11 protein-coding genes are annotated in these 17,292 nt (G+C 57.6%); 10 read left to right on the top strand and 1 reads right to left on the bottom strand.

Features of this window, described 5'->3' with window-relative positions; translation table 11 throughout:
• Nucleotides 1–169: 169 nt before the first annotated feature.
• Genes WJU23_RS12755 through WJU23_RS12745 form a run of 3 tightly spaced genes read left to right on the top strand, consistent with a single transcriptional unit; the run spans nt 170 to nt 1,928 of the window.
• A complete protein-coding gene (locus WJU23_RS12755) occupies nt 170–577 on the top strand; it encodes a DUF262 domain-containing protein (RefSeq protein WP_346332961.1) in 408 nt (135 codons plus the stop codon).
• Nucleotides 574–1,284 (top strand): hypothetical protein, encoded by a 711-nt coding sequence (locus tag WJU23_RS12750; protein WP_346332960.1) that lies wholly within the window; start codon nt 574–576, stop codon nt 1,282–1,284. The genes WJU23_RS12755 and WJU23_RS12750 overlap by 4 nt, the downstream gene beginning before the upstream one ends.
• Entirely contained in the window at nt 1,281–1,928 is a 648-nt protein-coding gene (locus WJU23_RS12745) for an MAE_28990/MAE_18760 family HEPN-like nuclease (protein WP_346332959.1), read from the top strand. Before WJU23_RS12750 ends, WJU23_RS12745 begins: the two co-directional genes overlap by 4 nt.
• Before the next feature lie 247 nt (nt 1,929–2,175).
• Here the strand turns inward: WJU23_RS12745 and WJU23_RS12740 are convergent, their stop codons facing one another.
• Complete coding sequence (locus WJU23_RS12740; RefSeq protein ID WP_346332958.1) at nt 2,176–3,156, bottom strand: OmpA family protein; 981 nt, start codon at nt 3,154–3,156, stop codon at nt 2,176–2,178.
• Nucleotides 3,157–4,395: 1,239 nt separating this feature from the next.
• On the opposite strand from WJU23_RS12740, the gene rsgA reads away from it, so the two are divergent.
• The 7 genes from rsgA (at nt 4,396) to WJU23_RS12705 (ending at nt 17,263) form a co-directional block, all read left to right on the top strand.
• Nucleotides 4,396–5,544, top strand: a complete 1,149-nt coding sequence (gene rsgA / locus WJU23_RS12735) for a ribosome small subunit-dependent GTPase A (protein ID WP_346332957.1) — start codon at nt 4,396–4,398, stop codon at nt 5,542–5,544.
• 273 nt (nt 5,545–5,817) lie between these two features.
• Nucleotides 5,818–9,108 carry a PSD1 and planctomycete cytochrome C domain-containing protein gene (locus tag WJU23_RS12730; protein ID WP_346332956.1) on the top strand — a complete coding sequence of 1,097 codons (3,291 nt, stop codon included), beginning with the start codon at nt 5,818–5,820 and terminating at the stop codon, nt 9,106–9,108.
• 356 nt (nt 9,109–9,464) lie between these two features.
• The gene (locus WJU23_RS12725; RefSeq protein ID WP_346332955.1) at nt 9,465–11,300 is read left to right on the top strand and encodes an ATP-binding protein; all 1,836 of its coding nucleotides are present in this window, start codon (nt 9,465–9,467) and stop codon (nt 11,298–11,300) included.
• Nucleotides 11,301–11,308: 8 nt separating this feature from the next.
• Nucleotides 11,309–13,204: a response regulator gene (locus tag WJU23_RS12720; protein WP_346332954.1), complete on the top strand. Its 1,896-nt coding sequence runs from the start codon at nt 11,309–11,311 to the stop codon at nt 13,202–13,204.
• A gap of 111 nt (nt 13,205–13,315) precedes the next feature.
• A complete protein-coding gene (locus WJU23_RS12715) occupies nt 13,316–15,769 on the top strand; it encodes a DUF87 domain-containing protein (protein ID WP_346332953.1) in 2,454 nt (817 codons plus the stop codon).
• A gap of 260 nt (nt 15,770–16,029) precedes the next feature.
• Nucleotides 16,030–16,335, top strand: coding sequence for a hypothetical protein (locus WJU23_RS12710; protein WP_346332952.1), 306 nt, complete (start codon nt 16,030–16,032; stop codon nt 16,333–16,335).
• Nucleotides 16,295–17,263 (top strand): hypothetical protein, encoded by a 969-nt coding sequence (locus tag WJU23_RS12705; protein WP_346332951.1) that lies wholly within the window; start codon nt 16,295–16,297, stop codon nt 17,261–17,263. The genes WJU23_RS12710 and WJU23_RS12705 overlap by 41 nt, the downstream gene beginning before the upstream one ends.
• The last annotated feature ends 29 nt before the right edge of the window (nt 17,264–17,292 follow it).

Genomic DNA, 17,292 nt, shown 5'->3' with positions numbered 1-17,292 from the left:
CACTGCCTGCTCTCTGAAATCATTGCTGTATCGTTTGCGGATCACGGTTCTCATAGTGCTTGTCCCTTATTTTGTGGTCCAGGATTTTAGCGCACCTCACTTCAGCGCGGGATGGCCATAAGTCGAAGGAGTTTGTGGAGGCCGGTTAGGAAGTCTATAGCGTAGCCTCATGAGCACCTCAAGCCCACTTGACGAACAGATCGCCCTCCGCAGCCAAGAGATCTCGACTGATGCCTATGCGATGTCGGTTGGAGAAGTCTTGTCGTTGTATCGCGACGGGGAACTGAATCTACATCCTGAATTCCAACGCTTTTTTCGTTGGAGCGAAGAACAGAAGTCTCGGCTCATTGAATCAGTGTTACTGGGTATTCCGATTCCGCCAATCTTTGTCTCCCAGGATTCCGATGGGCGCTGGGACGTTATTGATGGACTTCAGAGACTATCCACAATCTTTGAGCTCACCGGCGATCTTCTTGATGAAGAAGGGAAAAGGAAACCGCCACTGCCCCTCCTTGGGACAAAATATCTTCCTGACTTGAAAGGCAAGACTTGGGGAGACAGGGATGCATCGTATTGACCGATTACGCGAAATTGCGCATCAAAAGAGCGCGTCTGGACATCAAGATCGTCCTGAATAAAAGTGATTCAGGGAGCAAATATGAATTGTTCGACCGATTAAACACAGGCGGATCGGCCGCGACACCACAAGAAGTGCGCAACTGTTTGTTGCTGATGATTAATGCCGATTTCTTCAAACGGCTTGCCAAATTAGGCAAATACCAAAATTTCATCGATTGCCTTCCACTGACAGAGAAGCAAATAGCCGAGCAGTACCCTCTCGAACTTGTGGTGAGATTCATCACTCTGCGGAAAGCATCGTCCACCGACTTGTCACAAATGCCCGACCTAGGACCGTGGTTAACAGATAGGATCACCAACTTAGCCGAGAACAAGGAGTTTGACTGGAATTTGGAAGAGCGATGCTTCTACCGCACTTTCGATGCTTTAGCGCAAACGCTCCAAGATGATACTTTTAGACGTTTCAGTCACGTTAAAAGCAGAGCTGAAGGGGCTTTCTTGATCTCGGTGTTTGAGGTCATCGCGCTGGGGATTGGATACTACATGGAAGATGAAAATTTTGCCGTCAGCAATGATAAGGTAATGACAACCCATCGTGAAATATGGAACAATAAGCAGTTCACGAAGGGCACCGGTTCTGGAGTCAGGCCAACTACCCGGCTACCAGTGACGATTCCACTTGGACGTGAACTATTTAAACCGTGAAGATAAGGTCGCAATCGGAGTTAACAGATTTTCTTGATCAGGCTCTTGCTTGGCGAAAGCAAGAGATGACCAATCTTCGCTTCTCAATTCAAACAACAAATCGTGTGCACGAGAAAAGACTGTTGGCTCGTGCAGGAGTGCCATTGCTATATGCGCACTGGGAAGGTTTTGCCAAGAGTGCGTGCGAGGCTTATCTGGGATTCGTTGCAAGGCAAGGTCTCCGATATGACCAACTTAAAACCAATTTCGTGGCGATTGCCAGTAAAGGCGCAATTCGTGAAGCCGGTCAATCAAATCGTATTCAGTTGTATCTAAATGTGATTGAGTTCGCGACCTTCAATCAGGGAAACACAGGGAAATTCACATTAGCGGGCTCAATAGATTCCGAGGACAATCTCAGTTCTAAAGTTCTCATAAATCTGCTCACGACGGTTGGTATTTACTGTGATGACTTCTTTACTTCCCGTTTCTTGGTGCTAGATGGAAGCCTCCTGAAAAAGCGGAACGAAATTGCCCATGGCGAGAAGACAGAGATTGATGTTGTAGGCTATGATCAACTTCACACGCTCGTCTTTGAACTAACCGATTACTTGAAAAGACGAATCGAAACCGCCGCGGCAAATGGCGAATATCGGCGCCCTTGAATCCAGCCTCCCGATCAATATCTTAGCATGGGGAAACAGAGTCAGGCGACATGAAGCCTGATAAATCAAGGGGAAAACTGGGTCAGTGCGACAATTGACAAAACCTCTCGTTGGGGGGACTTTGATTATATGTTAGGCCAACCAAATCCCAGCCGCCAAGAGTTGGTAAAGCGGCGCGCCCAGCCCAATAACACGCCCCTTTATTTGGGGCGTGTTCTGGCATTTGATGGCGGAATGGAAGGAGGCTTTATTCGCGCATCCGGAACACCACAACCCTGCGGTCCAGCCGCCTGTCGCCTTCGTTAGCATCAGCCGGGTAGGCGGCTTCGGCTTCGCCGTAGCCGACGGGCATGAGACGCTCGGCACTGACGCCATGATGGACGAGTTCCCGGGAGATGCGCTCGGCGCGTTCTTGGGAAAGCTGGAGGTTTTGGCCGTAGTCGCCTTCGGCGGAGGCGTGGCCTTCGATGACGAAGGTGTCGTTGCTGAGGGCGGGGGATTGCATGGCGTTGGCCATGTCAATGACGAGGTCGTAGGAGTAGGCGTCGGCGAAGTCGGTGGAGCCTTGGCGGAAGAGGATGGCATCGGTGCTGATGGCCGAGTCAGGGTCAACGCTGTAGGAGACGGCATAGGCATCGCCGGTGGTGTAGGAAGCGGGAATGTCGTTTTGGTAATACTGCTCCTGCTGCGGTGCGGGCGGCCTGACGGTGTAGGTGTTCTGCGCGTGGGGGAGGAGCTGGACGCGGTTGAGCTGCTGGGAGGCGATGATGATGGGAGGGATCTGCTGCATGGAAGAGTAGCGGATCACCCGGCGGTTCCCTTCGTAAAACTGGGTGCGCCGGCGGGTGTCGTTGGCTTCGAAGATGCGTTGTTCGCGATAAACGCTGCCGGAAGGCGCAGCCTGTGGGGGACGGCCCTGGAAGCGCTCGACGATGCTGCTGACGGTGCGGTCGCGGTCCTGCTGGGTGCGGCCCACTTCTTCGAAGGAGGGACGGTAGCCAGACCTGAAGCCGTCGCTGCGCCGCCGTGGGTCAGAACGGTCGTTTGAGCCAGGACGATTGTTTGGGCCAGAACGGTCATTTGAACCAGGACGATCATTGGAGTCAACCCGGGCGGGGCTGCCACCGAGGATGTTCATGAGGAGGCGCTTGGCATCTTCAGGGTTTTCGATCTTGCGAGCCTGGGCGGCGTCGGCCTGGCGATCACGCTTGGGCTCATCTTCAAGCACTTTGGCAGTCTCCTGCGAAGGGGGTTTCTGGGCGGCGGGGCGCTCAGGGCGATCTCGGCTCTCAGGTGATCCTGGGCGTCCGGGCCGTCCGCGATCCCCAGGTTGTCCTGGCTGACCAGGCCGCTCGCGACCCTTGGACCGATCTGCGGATTTGGGTTCGCCGGGGGCTTCGGGCTTAGAGGTGACGGGAGGCATCGGAGCGCCAGGGGCTGGCGGGCGTGTCTGAGAAGGATCAGCGCCACGCTCTTTCGGAGCGCCGGTGGGTCGTTGGCCGGGCATGGGGCGAGTTCTGGAAGTGCCAGAGGTGGAGGGCGGTGCGTCACGAGCGGTGGGTGGTGTGCCGGGCGTCTCAGACGGGCGTGTTGAAGGCATCTCCCTGCCTGAAGGCGGGGACGGGCGCTCTCGATTGGCGGATGGATTCTCTTCTGGCGGAGTGCCAGCGGGAACGGGGGCCGGATTTTCGGGCGCGCCCGATTTATCTCTGTCTCCGGGCGAGCCGCGGCGTTTGGTGCCAGGAGGGCCAGAGCGTTCAGTTTCGGGAGGGCCAGGGCGTTTAGCGCCAGGAGCGCCAGGGCGTTCAGTTCCGGGAGGGCCGGGGCGATCCAAACCGGGTCTTGCAGGTCTTTCAGGCCGGCCAGGCCCAGCCGGCGTGGCACTAGGACGCGCAGGGGGCACAGCAGGCACGACAGTCTCAGGTGCCGGGACGGGTGCTTCCGGGACCCTCGGCTTGTCGTCGTCTGGAGACGGAACGGGGGACTGCGCCATCACCAGGAATGGCATGGCAAGTGTGGCGAAGGCGGAGGGGATGAATCGTTTCATGTGGATAAAGTGCGGGGCGTGGCGATGAGTGAGACTGGAATTGACGGTGTGGAATTCAATGGGGCCTAACCCTGCTTAGAAGCATGAAGCTGAAAGGCAGAGGAGGTCAAAAACAGAGACGTTGGACTCGCTTACTTGGCTGCCCATGGACCGGCCTCACTTCCTCATCGAATCTCCCGCCGACAGCGGCCTGATTTCAGGCGGTTTATTTTCCCAGGCTTACTCTTTGGGGACAAGACGTTAAAGAAGCAATACGGCCCGCGAGAATCTCGGCTGTGTGAGCCCCCATGCACAGCGGGGCAAGGAGCGGGACTTACCAAGTCCCGGGGTTGGTGAAGCGGAGGAAACGAGAGCTTTGTCCCACCTGCTGTTGCCTGAGCAGGCATCTCACTCTCCTCCATCCCGCTTAACTCCGCATCCTTGATTGATTTGTTCTTTGAGCTTGTTCGGCTATTTTGGGGGATGACGTTGAGTGATCTTGGATGGAATTCGGTTTTTGAGGAGGCGTTTGGCCCGTTTTACAAGGCGGGCTGGGTGCCGGCGCGGTTGACGCGGGATAACAAGATCACATATGGGGCGCTGACCGGGGATGGTGATGAGTATGAGGCGGTGATGTGTGGGAAAGTGTACCACGAGGCGGAGACGGATGCTGAACTGCCGGCGGTGGGAGATTGGGTGGCGCTGGAGGTGGGGGGCGAAGACGCGGAGCATGTGATCCGGGCCAGGCTGCCTAGACAGACCTGTCTATCTCGAAAGATGGCGGGGAAGAGCACGGAGGAGCAGGTGATCGCGGCGAATGTGGATGTGGTGGTGGTGGTGACAGATGCAGGGACGGACTTCAGCCTGCGGCGGATGGAACGGTATTTTACCATCATCGCCCGTAGCGGGGCGAAGGCGGTGGTGCTGGTGAACAAGAGCGACCTCTATGATAAGGAGGACAATGAGGCGGCTGCGGAGGAGATCCGGGCGCTGAATCCGGCGGCGGATGTACACATCACCTGTGCGACGAAGAAGCGCAGCCTGGCGGTGCTGCGGCAGTATTTGACGAAGGGGCGGACAGTGACGCTGATCGGGTCCAGCGGGGTGGGTAAGTCGTCGGTACTTAATCAATTGTTAGGTGATGAATATCAGTGGGTTGATGAGGTGAATGAACTGACGGGGAAGGGGAGGCACACCACGACGGCGCGGGAGCTGGTCATCCTGCCGAGGGGGGGCGTGCTGATTGACAATCCGGGCATCAAGGAGGTGCAGATGTGGACGAACGAGGTGATTTTGCGCGAGGGGTTTGCGGACATTGAGGCGCTGGCACAGCAGTGCAAGTTTGGGGACTGCAAGCACGGCAAGGATGCGGGCTGTGCGATCCGCGCGGCGCTGGTGGAGGGGAAGCTGGACGCGGGGCGGATGGAAGGCTTTTTGAAGCTGGATGAGGAGATCGAAAAACTGCGGCGCAGCCGCAAGAAGCGGCAGATGACCGTGGAGCGGCGGTCGAAACGGGAGCTACAGGCCCGGGTGCGGGTCTATGAAAAGCGCCGGGACCCGGATCATGAACTGGAGCCGAGGGAGAGGTGAGATCATTTATGATTAGGATTTATGATTTCTGATTTGGGGGGAGAGAGGAAGGGGAATAAAATGCCGATTGCCGAATGATCCCGCTGGCGTGAACAAATGGGGTTGGCGGGGGTTTGGGCTGCGGAAGGGCGATTTAACTGGCTGCGCGCGGCACCAGACTCCAGTGCGCTGAAGGCGATAAGCGTTGGAAGTGGCGGCAGAACGGGAGTGTCTTTTGATTTTTTATGTCTAAAAGTGGGGGGCGGGGGCCTTATAGGTGTAATTATGTTTTCAATGCGTTCTCTTTTTGGGGCTTTTATGCTGGCGGCGGGTGCTCAGGCTTGGGCGATTGAGCCGGAGTCGCTGAAATTTTTTGAGAACAAGATCCGGCCGATTTTGGCGGAGTCGTGCTACAGCTGCCATGGCAAGGAGAAGCAGAAGGGAGGGCTGCGGGTGGATAATCTGGCGTATCTGAACCAGGGGGGAGATACGGGTCCGGCGCTGGTGGCGCACCAACCGGAGAAATCTCTGCTGATGCGGGCGGTGGGGTATGAGGACGGGGACCTGGAGATGCCGCCGGATGGGAAACTGCCGGAAGAGCAGATCGCGGCGCTGAAGCAGTGGATCGCGATGGGAGCCCCCTGGCCGGAGTCCGAAGTGGCGGCGGCGGCACCGGCACGGAAGCCGGGTGAGTTTACGGAGGAGGATCGGGCATGGTGGGCCTTTCAGCCGGTGAAGCGGCCACAGGTGCCGGCGGTGAAAGCCGATGCGGCGGCGGGAGTGAGTTCGCCGATTGATGCGTTTGTGCGGGTGAAGCTGGCGGAGAATGGGCTGACACCTGCAGCAGAAGCGTCACCGGAGGAGCTGGTGCGGCGGGTGTATTTTGACCTGCATGGTCTGCCGCCGAGCCCGGCGGAGGTGGCGGCATTTGTGGAGGAGGTGCGTGCCGAGAAGGCAATGCCGGTGAAAAAGGGGACGGCATCGGCCTATGAGCGGCTGGTGGACCGGCTGCTGGCCAGCCCCAGATATGGTGAGCGGTGGGGACAGCACTGGCTGGACCTGGCGCGCTATGCGGAATCTGAAGGTTACCGGCAGGATGCGTACCGGCCGAATGTGTGGCCTTACAGAGACTATGTGATCGAGTCGTTCAATGAAGACAAACCCTATGACCGGTTTGTGCGGGAGCAGATTGCTGGGGATGAGATGGACCCGGCGAATCCGAAGGTGAGCATTGGGACGGCGTTTTTAAGGCACTCGATTTATGAGTATAACCAGCGGGATGCGGAGACGCAGTGGCAGAACATCATGAATGAGGTGACGGGGGTGACAGCGGATGTGTTTATGGGGATGAGCGTGCAGTGTGCGCAGTGCCATGACCACAAGTTTGACCCGATTTTGCACCAGGATTATTTCCGGCTGCAGGCGTTCTTTTCGAACATTGTGTGGCCTGAGGACAAGCCGCTGGCGACCCCTGAGGAAGTGAAGGCTTATGACAAACAAATGGCGGCCTGGCGTGAGGCGGCGAAGGAGCCGCTGGCAGTGATTGATGCCATCATTGAGCCAAAGGTGGCTGGTGCGCAGACGCGGGCGATGGAGAAATTTCCGGCTGAAGTGGTGGCGATGTGGAAGAAGCCTGCGGTGGAGCGGACGGCGTATGAGGAACAGGTGGTGCGGCTGGCCTGGCGGCAGGCGGAGTTTGAGCGGTACCGGTTCAAGACGGACAAGATCAAGGAGCCTGAGCAGTCTCAGTTGAAGGTGGCCCAGGAGGCGCTGGCGCAGTTTGACGCGCTGAAGCCGAAGCCGCTGCTGCCAGCGTTCATCATTGGTGAGACGGGCGGTGCGCCTGGGATCACGAAATTCAAGGCACGGCGGACGGGGGAGACAGTGGTGAATCCGGGTTTCCTGACGATCCTGGAGCCGCAGGAGGCAAAGCTGCCGGAGATCTCGCCGGGATCAGCCACGACGGGTCGGCGGACGGTGCTGGCGGACTGGCTGACGCGGGCGGACAATCCGCTGACGACACGGGTGATGGTGAACCGGGTGTGGCAGTATCATTTTGGCCGGGGCCTGGTGGCAACGCCCAGCGACTTTGGACGGCTGGGTGAAAAACCGACACACCCGGAGTTGCTGGACTGGCTGACGACGGAGTTTGTGGAAGGCGGCTGGAAGCTGAAGCCGCTGCACAAGCTGATGGTGATGTCTGCGACGTATCGCCAGACGGCGCTGCGTGCGCCGACGACGAAGGAGCTGACGACGGACCCGGAGAACCTGCTGCTGTGGCGCTTCCTGCCCCGGCGGCTGGATGCTGAACAGGCGCGGGATGCGGTGCTGGCGGCGAGCGGCGAACTGGACCCGGAGATGGGCGGTGAGAGCGTGCCGGCGAGCAAACCCCGGAGGAGCATCTATACAAAGAAGATCCGCAATACGCAGGATGAATTTTTGGCGAGCCTGGATGCACCCCCAGGATTCAGCAGCCTGCCGACGCGGGATTCGACAACGACAGCGACGCAGAGCCTGCTCATGATTAACGGGGACTGGCCGCTGGAGCGGGCGCGGGCGATGGCGGCACACCTGCTGAACCAGGGGCCGAAGACGGATGCGGAGCTGGTGGACCTCGCCTACCGCCTGGCATTCACACGAAAGGCCACGTCAGCGGAGAAAAAGGATGCAATTGCCTTTCTGGCGGCGCAGCGGGGGCAGTTGAACAAGGAAATCCCAGTCCAGCCGACGGAGCCGCCTGCGATTGCGGATGCGAGCCGTTTTTTCGGTAGCTCCGGGGCCTCAAAGACGGCAAAGACGCTGCTACATACACCGGGTACGTCCCATGAGAAGCTGCGCGTGAAAGAGACCGGACGCATTGAGGGAAATGAATTCGCCCTGGAAGCGGTGGTCAATTTGAGCAGCCTCTATCCAAGTTCGAATGTGCGGACGATTGCCTCCCGCTGGGACAACAGCAAGTCAGACCGGGGCTGGTCCCTGGGCGTGACGAGCGAGAAGTCCGCATATAAGCCGAACAATCTGATTGTTCAGCTCTCGGGCGATGATTTCCAGGGCACTCTGATGTACGAAGTGGTGGCATCCGGGCTGCGGATCCCTTTGAACACGCCTTATTATGTGGCGGCGGCGATTAACAACGAGCCTGCGGAAGGCCAGGTGCACGGTGGGACGATCACATTTTATGCGAAGGACCTGAGCGACCCGAAATCACCAATGCAGAGTGTGACCGTACCTCACCAGGTGTGTGGCGGGTATGTGAATGCGGAGCGTGGCCTGTATGTAGGCGGTCGTGAAAAAGACAAAAACAGTCTGTGGCATGGAGCCATCGCGCGTTTTGCCATGCGGCAGGGCGGCCTGGACGGTGGCAAGCTGATGGCCTGGGTGGGGGCGACAGATGCGACCTGCGTGGTGGATGTGAATGCCGACATCACAGCGGAAATGCTGAAGGGCGATGCGAAAACGGCCTGGCGGTGGGAGTCAGGCGCAACGCCAGTCACTGCCAGGGGAGCGTTGGATCCTGAGCGGGAGGCGGTGACAGATTTGTGTCATGTGCTGCTGAATGCGAATGAGTTTTTCTATCTTCATTGATCCTAGTAGGCTGTTTTCTGCGCATCCTTGTAGTCCATTCCTTGACGGATTGCTCACCTGAGTCAAATAATCAGGGGGTGATGAAAAAAGTTTGTTTAGAAGTGATGATTTCTTTGCCTTCATGTTCATAGCAGCTATAATTGTTGTAATATATGGAATGGGGCACCCCTGCTTTAGTCTTTTTGGCAACGACACTGGCTGTCGGAGGGGCATGCCTTGGCTTTTTAAAGAAACGCTATCATAACACCCACCATCATCTGCTCATTTTCGCAGTGGTGGGCTCGGTGGGGTTTCTGGCTGTTAAGCAAATTGACAAATCATCGCAGACACTAACAGACGGACTGATGCAGTCATGGATGGGGGTAACGCGCACCTATGCCCACGCATTGGAGCGGTCCACTGATGCCATTGCTGAGATGGACGCGGCGGCGATCCGAAAAGTCATCCAGAGAACCCGGTCAACCGTTGGACAGGCGGTGACGGTCAGGACTGTAACCCTGGTCACCAAAAATGCTGAAGGCAAGGTGAAGAAAATCACTTTGGGTCTGATCCGTGAAGGGGACCGCCCGATGATCAAAGCAGGTTGTGAAGACAAGATTTTGAAAGCTTTTTCAGGTGGGGAGCATTGGTGCGAAGACCGCGGCAGAGCGGGCATTGCCGTGGGACTGCTGGCGGTGGTGCCCTTGCGGGATAAGATGGACGCTGTGCAGGGCGTTTTGGTGATGGAATTCGTTCCTTCAGTATGGAACACAGCGCGAGAACGTGAGCAATGGCGCGTGGTGGGTGAATTCAGCGGCCTGCTGGTGATCTGCCTGTGCCTGGGCGGATTTTTGGTGGTGACCTCGGAAGCCCGGCGGCAGAGGGAGCTGGAAAAGGCCATTGAACCGTTGATGAAGGATATCGAAAGCCTGGACGGGATGGTGAATTCTGTGCAAGGTGTGGTTTGGGAAAGGCCTGCGGGAAGCGGGGGGTTTACGTACTTGAGCCAAAATGCTGATGGTTATCTGGGCTATGGTGTGGAGCGGTGGGGGGATGAAGGAGGCTTTTTGGAGAAGGTGATCCATTCTGAGGACCGTGGCCGCGTGGTGGAATGCTGGAAGCTCGCGGTCAAAAATCTGGAAAAATATCACATCGAATACAGGGTGGTGAAGCCGGACGGGATGACGGCGTTTGTGAACGAATATGGTCAGGCTGCCAAGCTGATGCTGGACGGGAGAGTGCTGCGTGGTATTTTGCTGGACATCACGGCCCAGCGGGAAAATGAGGCCAGTGCGCAGGGAATGCATAAGATGATGATCGAGGCCTCCCGCCAGGCAGGCATGGCAGAGATCGCCACAGGTGTACTGCATAATGTGGGCAACGTGCTCAACAGCCTCAACGTGGGTGCCAAGCTGCTGGCAGAACGGCTGAAGAAGTCCCGAATGGACAAGCTGTGCCAGGCCACGGTGCTGCTGAAGGAGCACCTGCCGGATGATCCGGACTTTTTTACCAACGACAAGCGCGGCCAGGCGCTGCCGGGCTATCTGGTGGATCTTGCCGCATATCTGCGGGATGAACAAAACCGCCTGGACGCGACGGTCAGTGACATGATCGAGCGCATTGAGCATATCCGGGACATGATCATGCTACAGCAGTCTCACAGCACCGTGAGGACACTGTGGGAGCCGCTGGACATGGCGACGGTGATGGAGGAGGCGCTGAGGCTGGAAATGGATGTACACATTGCGCACCAGCAGGTGCATGTGGAGCGGCACTTTGCAGACCTGCCACCGATCTATGCGGCTCGCGGTCTTCTGCTGCAGATTCTGGTGAACCTGCTGGCGAACGCCTGCCAGGCCATGGAAGACCTGCCTGCATCCCAGCGCAAGCTGACGCTGAGGATTCTCCCGCAGGGGGATGACAAGGTGCGTATTTCGGTGGAGGACACAGGCTGCGGCATTCACCCGCGTCACCTCACGAGCATTTTCACCCAGGGATTTACGACAAAAACGGACGGCCACGGTTTCGGCCTGCATCATGCCTGCCTGCTGGCACAGGACCTTGGCGGAGTACTGCAGGCGGAAAGCGAAGGCCTTGGCAAAGGCGCCTGTTTCATCCTGGAGATTCCTGCGCGCAAAGACGCAGAATCCGGTCTGCACAATGTTTCTGATTCCGCCATCCGCCCCGCTACTGCTTCAACTGTTTCACCGTGACCTCCCGCATGAACTTGCCCCGCCCCTCTTCTGATCCCTCGGATGATATTGTCTCCCAAGACACGCTGAGTGTGAATCATCGCATTCTGATTGTGGATGACAATACCACCATCCATGAGGACTTTCGCAAGATCCTGTCGCCAACAGACTTTGGGGAGTCGGATCTGAACATGATCGAATCGGCGGTGTTTGGAGAAGCCCAGCCGTCGCGTTCAATGCCGGAATTCGAGCTCGCGTTTGCGGCTCAGGGTGACGGAGCGGTGAGGCTGGTGGAGATGGGTTTGCAGCAGGGGCGCCCGTTTGCTCTGGCCTTGGTGGATGTGAGGATGCCGCCTGGGATGGACGGAATTGCCACGATTAAAAACTTGTGGCGTATCCAGCCAGATCTTCAGGTCGCGATTTGTACCGCGTATGCCGATTATACCTGGGATGACATTGTGGACCATCTTGGCATCTCCCACAGGCTGATGATCCTGAAGAAGCCTTTTGACCCGATTGAGGTCATCCAGATCGCCAACGGACTCACTTCCAAATGGGGGTTTGAGAGGGAGTCCGCTCTGCGCCAGCTGGGTCTTCAGACGAAGCTTTGGGACAGCACCAAGCGCAATGAGGACATCTATTCACGCCTGCGCCAGGAACATGATGATCGTGTGCGTCTGGAGGAAGACATCCGCAAGATGCAGAAGATGGATGCGCTGGGAGGTCTGGCCGCCGGCATTGCTCATGACTTTAACAATGTGCTGACAGTGATCCAGGGGCATCTGAGCATGAACCTGATGAATGGTGACCAGCCGCCTGGGATTTCCGAATCCATGGGTGAGGTGCTGGTGGCGGCGCGGCGTGCTGCGGACCTGACCAAGCAACTTTTGAACTTCACCAGCCGGGATTACAAAGCCCCAAGACCGGTGGAACTGGCCAAGGAAATCGAAGCCGAGCTGGAACTGCTTAAAAGAACCATAGGCAACCAGGTGGAACTGGAGGTGACGCATGCCGAGGACCTGCCTGAAGTGATGGCGGATCCGGGGTCTCTGGGACAGATCGTTGTCAATCTTGCAGTCAATGCCCGGGATGCCATGCCGAAGGGCGGACGTCTTAGCATCAGCACCCGGCCGGTGCATCTGGCCACGGAGCAGGAAGCCTGTGAAGTGCATGCCGATGCACATGTGGGGCATTTTGTCGTATTGACAGTCAGCGACAACGGCAGCGGCATGCCTGCGGAAGTGCTGAAGCAGATCTTCGATCCGTTTTTTACGACCAAGGAGCCTGGCAAGGGCACTGGCATGGGGCTGGCCATGGTGCGCGGTCTGGCACGTCACATGGGCGGCTGGGTGACAGTTAACAGCGTGGTGGGTGTGGGCACCGATTTTAACATTTATCTCCCTGTTGCGGGAAGTGCTGAGAAGTCGGGTACGCCGTCCATCTTCAACATGGATTTTGACGGCCTGATGCATGACGTGTCCCCCTGCACGCTGTTGATCGTGGATGATGACTCCAGCGTGCGGCATGTGATGAACTATGTGCTGGAAAACCAGGGGCACACGGTGCTGGCGGCCAAGGATGCCCATGAGGCCTGGCAGATGTGGCGTGCCCACCGGCACACCATCAATCTGGTCATTTCCGACATCAACCTGCCCGGGGATGCCAGCGGCTTTGACCTGGGCAGGGCCATTCTGGGAGATGATGCCACACTTCCGATCATCTTTACCAGCGGTTACTGCCCGGACATCCTGGGCCAGACGACTTCTCTGAAACTGGGGATCAACTATCTGCCGAAGCCCTTTGACGTGCTGGATCTGCTGAATGCGGTGGGACAGGCGCTGACCACGGGCATCTCCCGCGGGCTGCCGCAGCCGCCGGCCAGGCAGAGTGTGATCGAAGAAAAGTCATCTTCGGAAAAAGTGTGAGGGCCGGCTGTGGATGGTAAACCTGACAGCCATCCAGCGGGCCGGAACTGGTGATATTTTCCTGTTGTCTTCAAAGCGCACTCTCTATCATGAGGGCATCTCATAATGCCCATGATTCCATCACCTGACCAGTATGAAAAGCCCGGTGCCTTTTACCTTGGGCGTGACTATGACCTGGGGGCGAAGCAGCTTCAGGAAGGGCTGCTGATGTATGATTCCAAGGATCTGGTCACCCATGGGGTGGTGCTGGGCATGACGGGATCTGGGAAAACAGGCCTCTGCATGGCCCTGCTGGAAGAGGCGGCCATGGATGGCATTCCGCTCATCGCCATTGACCCGAAGGGTGACATTGGCAATGCGCTGCTGACCTTTCCCAATCTGAGCGCGGAGGAGTTTGCCCCCTGGGTGAATGCGGATGATGCCCGGCGCAAAGGGGTGAGTGTGGATGATTTTGCCACGCAACAGGCGCAGATGTGGACCAAAGGCCTGGCGGACTGGGGGCAGGGGGTGGAGCGCATCCGCAAACTGAGAGAAACCGTGGACATGGCCATCTACACGCCAGGCAGCAGCGCCGGGCTGCAGGTGTCCATCCTCAGCTCGCTGGACTGCCCTCCTGCATCCGTGATTGAGGATGCGGAAACGCTGGCAGACCGCATCGAAAGCACGGTTTCCTCCCTGCTGGGGCTGATGGGCATCGAGGCGGATCCGGTGCAGTCGCATGAGCACATTCTGCTGTCCAACATCCTGGCCCATTCGTGGCGGAAAGGTGAAAACGTGACGCTGGAGAATCTGGTGCGCCACATCCAGCAGCCGCCGATGCGGAAAATCGGGGTGGTGGACATGGAGACCTTTTTCCCGGAGGGCAAGCGCACGGCGCTGGCCATGAAGCTGAACAACCTGATTGCCTCGCCCGGGTTTGCCACCTGGCTGGAGGGGGAGCCGCTGGACATCCAGCGCATGTACTACACACCGGAGGGGAAACCGCGCATCACCATCTTCAACATCGCGCATCTGAGCGACAGCGAGCGGATGTTCTTTGTCTCTTTGTTGTTGAACCAGTTGTTAGGCTGGATGCGCAGCCAGCAGGGGACGACCTCCCTGCGGGCGATGTTTTACATGGATGAGATCTACGGCTTCCTGCCGCCCACGGCGATGCCGCCTTCCAAAAAGCCGATGATGATCCTGCTGAAGCAGGCGCGAGCCTTTGGCCTGGGGCTGCTGCTGGCCACGCAAAACCCTGTGGACCTCGATTACAAAGCACTGGCCAACATTGGCACCTGGTGGATCGGCAGGCTGCAGACGGAGCGCGACAAGGCGCGGCTGCTGGACGGGCTGGAAGGAGCCATCAGCAGCAGCGGAGGGCAGTTTGAAAGGAAGACGCTGGAGGCGGCCATCTCCGGCCTGGGGAACCGAGTCTTCCTGATGAACAACGTGCATGAGGACGGCCCTGCCATCTTTCATGTGCGCTGGATCATGAGCTACCTGAGCGGTCCGCTGGCGCGGGACCAGGTGAAATGCCTGATGGATCCGCTGCGCCCGGGCAAGGCTGCCGTGGTGGGGGCAGGGGATGATGACGGCTTTCTGCCTCCGGGGGCGGCCAGCGCACCTGCGGCGGGCCGCAATACCATCAAGCCAAGGCTGCCGGAGGGAACGGCGGAATACTTCCTGGCCACAGACTGTGCTGCGGAGACCCTATGTTATGTGCCTGCCATCTTGCGGAGTGCGGAAGTGAATTTTGATGATGCGCGGCGGAAAATTTCTGGTCGCAGCAGCGTCACACTGGTGAATCCCATTGATGTGGAAAACCAGCGGGTGCTGTGGGACAGGTTTGTGGAGATTCCGCGGGATGTGGATGTGGGGCAGTGGAACACGGCAGCCGAAGAAGGGGCCGAATTTACTGACCTGCCTGGAGCTGCCATGAAGTCGGGCACCTATTCCAGCATCAAGAAAGACTATGTGGACTGGGTTTACGCCAATCATCATCTGGAGGTGAGTTTCAGCCCGCTTCTGGAAGCTTATTCCCACCCCGGGGAAAAGGTGGATGAATTCAAGGCTCGCATCACGCAGACCGCCCGTGAGCTGCGCGACGAGGCGGTTGAGGAACTGCGGGAGAAGACGGCGAAGGTCCTCAAATCTCTGGAGGCCAAAGCCATCCGTGCACAAGCGAAAGTGGACACCCAGAAAGGCCAGGCAACGAGTGCCAAAATTTCGACCGCCGTTTCCATTGGCAGCAGTTTGTTAGGCGCACTGTTTGGCCGCAAGCGTGGCATTGCCTCCATGGCCAAGGTGAGCACTGTCAACAGTGCCTCGCGTGTGATGCGTGAAAGCCAGGAAGTGGCTGCGGCCGAAGCGGAACTGGGACGAATAGAGGCGGAGATGGCGGAGGTGGAAAAACAGATGGCGGATGCGAGCCAGCAAATCCGTGATCAGTATGATCCTGCCACGCTGGTGCTGGAAACGGTGAAGCTGACCCCAGCAAAGAACAAGATCCAGGCGACTGCCATCGGCATCCTGTGGCTGCCGCATGAACGTGCCGGAGATGAATTGCGGAAAGGCTGGAGCTGAGAGTGCGTTACAGGGATGGGATGAACTCAAAGCCGGTCCTGGATGCTGACTGCAAGTGCGTCCGGCCGATGGCCTAACCACCAATCGGTTTTTGTTTTTAGGCCGGATGTATGAATGTTTGATAGCCTGAAAATATAGTTGGCACAATGACACCTGCCTTTCATTGACAGGGCTTTCGGTGGCCCATAACCTGGAATGAGCCACGACAACTGCAGCAAATGCCAAGGCTGTCATGGTGATACACCAACCTTATCCATATTATGAAACCTACCATTCTCGCCCTCCTCGCCCTCTCTGCCGTGTTCACGGTGTCCTGCAACAAGGAAAAGGCAGCCATCGAAGATCGCAAAGATGCCGCCCAAGAAGCCATTGAAACCCGCAAGGATGCTGTGGAAGACGCTGCAGACGCTGCGAAGGACACAGTTGACAACACTGCGGATGTGAACAAGGCCAACATCGAAGCCGCCAAGGAAGCCGCGCAGGCCCAGGCAGACGCTGATAAAGCCAAGGTGGAAGCCGCCGCTGATGCTGAAAAAGCCAAGGTTGACGCGCAGAACAACCAATAACCGGCCACAAGGCCTGATCCATTCAGCCCAGGGCGGATGCTTTGTCATCCCTCTGGGCTTAATTTTTGGCATGCGAGAGTGTCGCGGAAGAGGAATGCAAAAACCTTCGAGTGGACAAATAGATGCCAATCTATTGTGTTTCTTGCTAGAAAGCCGTTTTCGAAACCGCTATCATGGGTTTCCCCCCATGAATTTCCATTTTGTTGATGCTGTGGCCCTGAGAAGGGCTGGCCTGAGTTTTGTCACAATGTCCCTGATGCTTTCCTGCTCATCATCCAAGAGCGTGGAAAGGGCGGATGAATCCGTTTTTACACTGTCTGCTGCGGAGCGTAAGGGCCGCTTTTCACAATCTCAGAACATCGGTGTGGTGGAGCTTTCTGGGGCAAGGATAAAGGCGCGGCCCTATGACAAGGCGAAAGATGAAACGGAGTATTTGGCCACCGGCGGTGCCATGCTGGTGAAAAGAGTGGAGCCACCCATCCTGGCGAGCGCCTCTGAGATCCTGGTCACGCCGGAAGCCGCCATTCTGAGCGGACGGCAGGCGATGGTGAAGGATGGTAACCGCCTCATTCTTGCAGAAGGCGACGAAACGGAATTTGTCATTGACGGGGTGGAGGTGAAGATCAGCGGACCGCACCTCATCCGTGATGTAAAGACGGGAAAAGTATCTCTGAAATCCCGTGCTCCGGCAGCATCTGTGGCCGTTGCGCCTGCGCTACCGAAAAAAGCTGCGCCGGGCAAATCTATGGCTGCGGCTCCTGCGGCCAGTTTGGAGGCGAAGAAGGCTCCTGTCCCATCTCCAGCGGCTGTCGCGCAGAAGCCCGTTGCCCAGTCCAAACCAAAACCAAAGCCAGTTACTCTGCCGAAGTCTGAGCCGGCTGTGGACCGGAAGGAACTGCTGAACCTGATGCGCGAGCCGTCGGAGTGAGATGGTGAAGAGCTGTCAGCCTTGATGCT

This window comes from Prosthecobacter sp. SYSU 5D2 (assembly GCF_039655865.1).
GTDB lineage: Bacteria > Verrucomicrobiota > Verrucomicrobiia > Verrucomicrobiales > Verrucomicrobiaceae > Prosthecobacter.
Note: the sequence above shows the minus strand (reverse complement) of the source record. Positions and strands in the feature narration are given on the sequence as shown.

What these genes read in the sequence shown, in the direction of transcription:
- WJU23_RS12725 (WP_346332955.1), top strand. Translation starts at nt 9,465, where the DNA reads ATGGGGGTAACGCGCACCTATGCCCACGCATTGGAGCGGTCCACTGAT.
- WJU23_RS12715 (WP_346332953.1), top strand. Translation starts at nt 13,316, where the DNA reads ATGATTCCATCACCTGACCAGTATGAAAAGCCCGGTGCCTTTTACCTT.
- WJU23_RS12705 (WP_346332951.1), top strand. Translation starts at nt 16,295, where the DNA reads ATGCTGAAAAAGCCAAGGTTGACGCGCAGAACAACCAATAACCGGCCA.
- WJU23_RS12710 (WP_346332952.1), top strand. Translation starts at nt 16,030, where the DNA reads ATGAAACCTACCATTCTCGCCCTCCTCGCCCTCTCTGCCGTGTTCACG.
- WJU23_RS12730 (WP_346332956.1), top strand. Translation starts at nt 5,818, where the DNA reads ATGCGTTCTCTTTTTGGGGCTTTTATGCTGGCGGCGGGTGCTCAGGCT.
- WJU23_RS12755 (WP_346332961.1), top strand. Translation starts at nt 170, where the DNA reads ATGAGCACCTCAAGCCCACTTGACGAACAGATCGCCCTCCGCAGCCAA.
- WJU23_RS12720 (WP_346332954.1), top strand. Translation starts at nt 11,309, where the DNA reads ATGAACTTGCCCCGCCCCTCTTCTGATCCCTCGGATGATATTGTCTCC.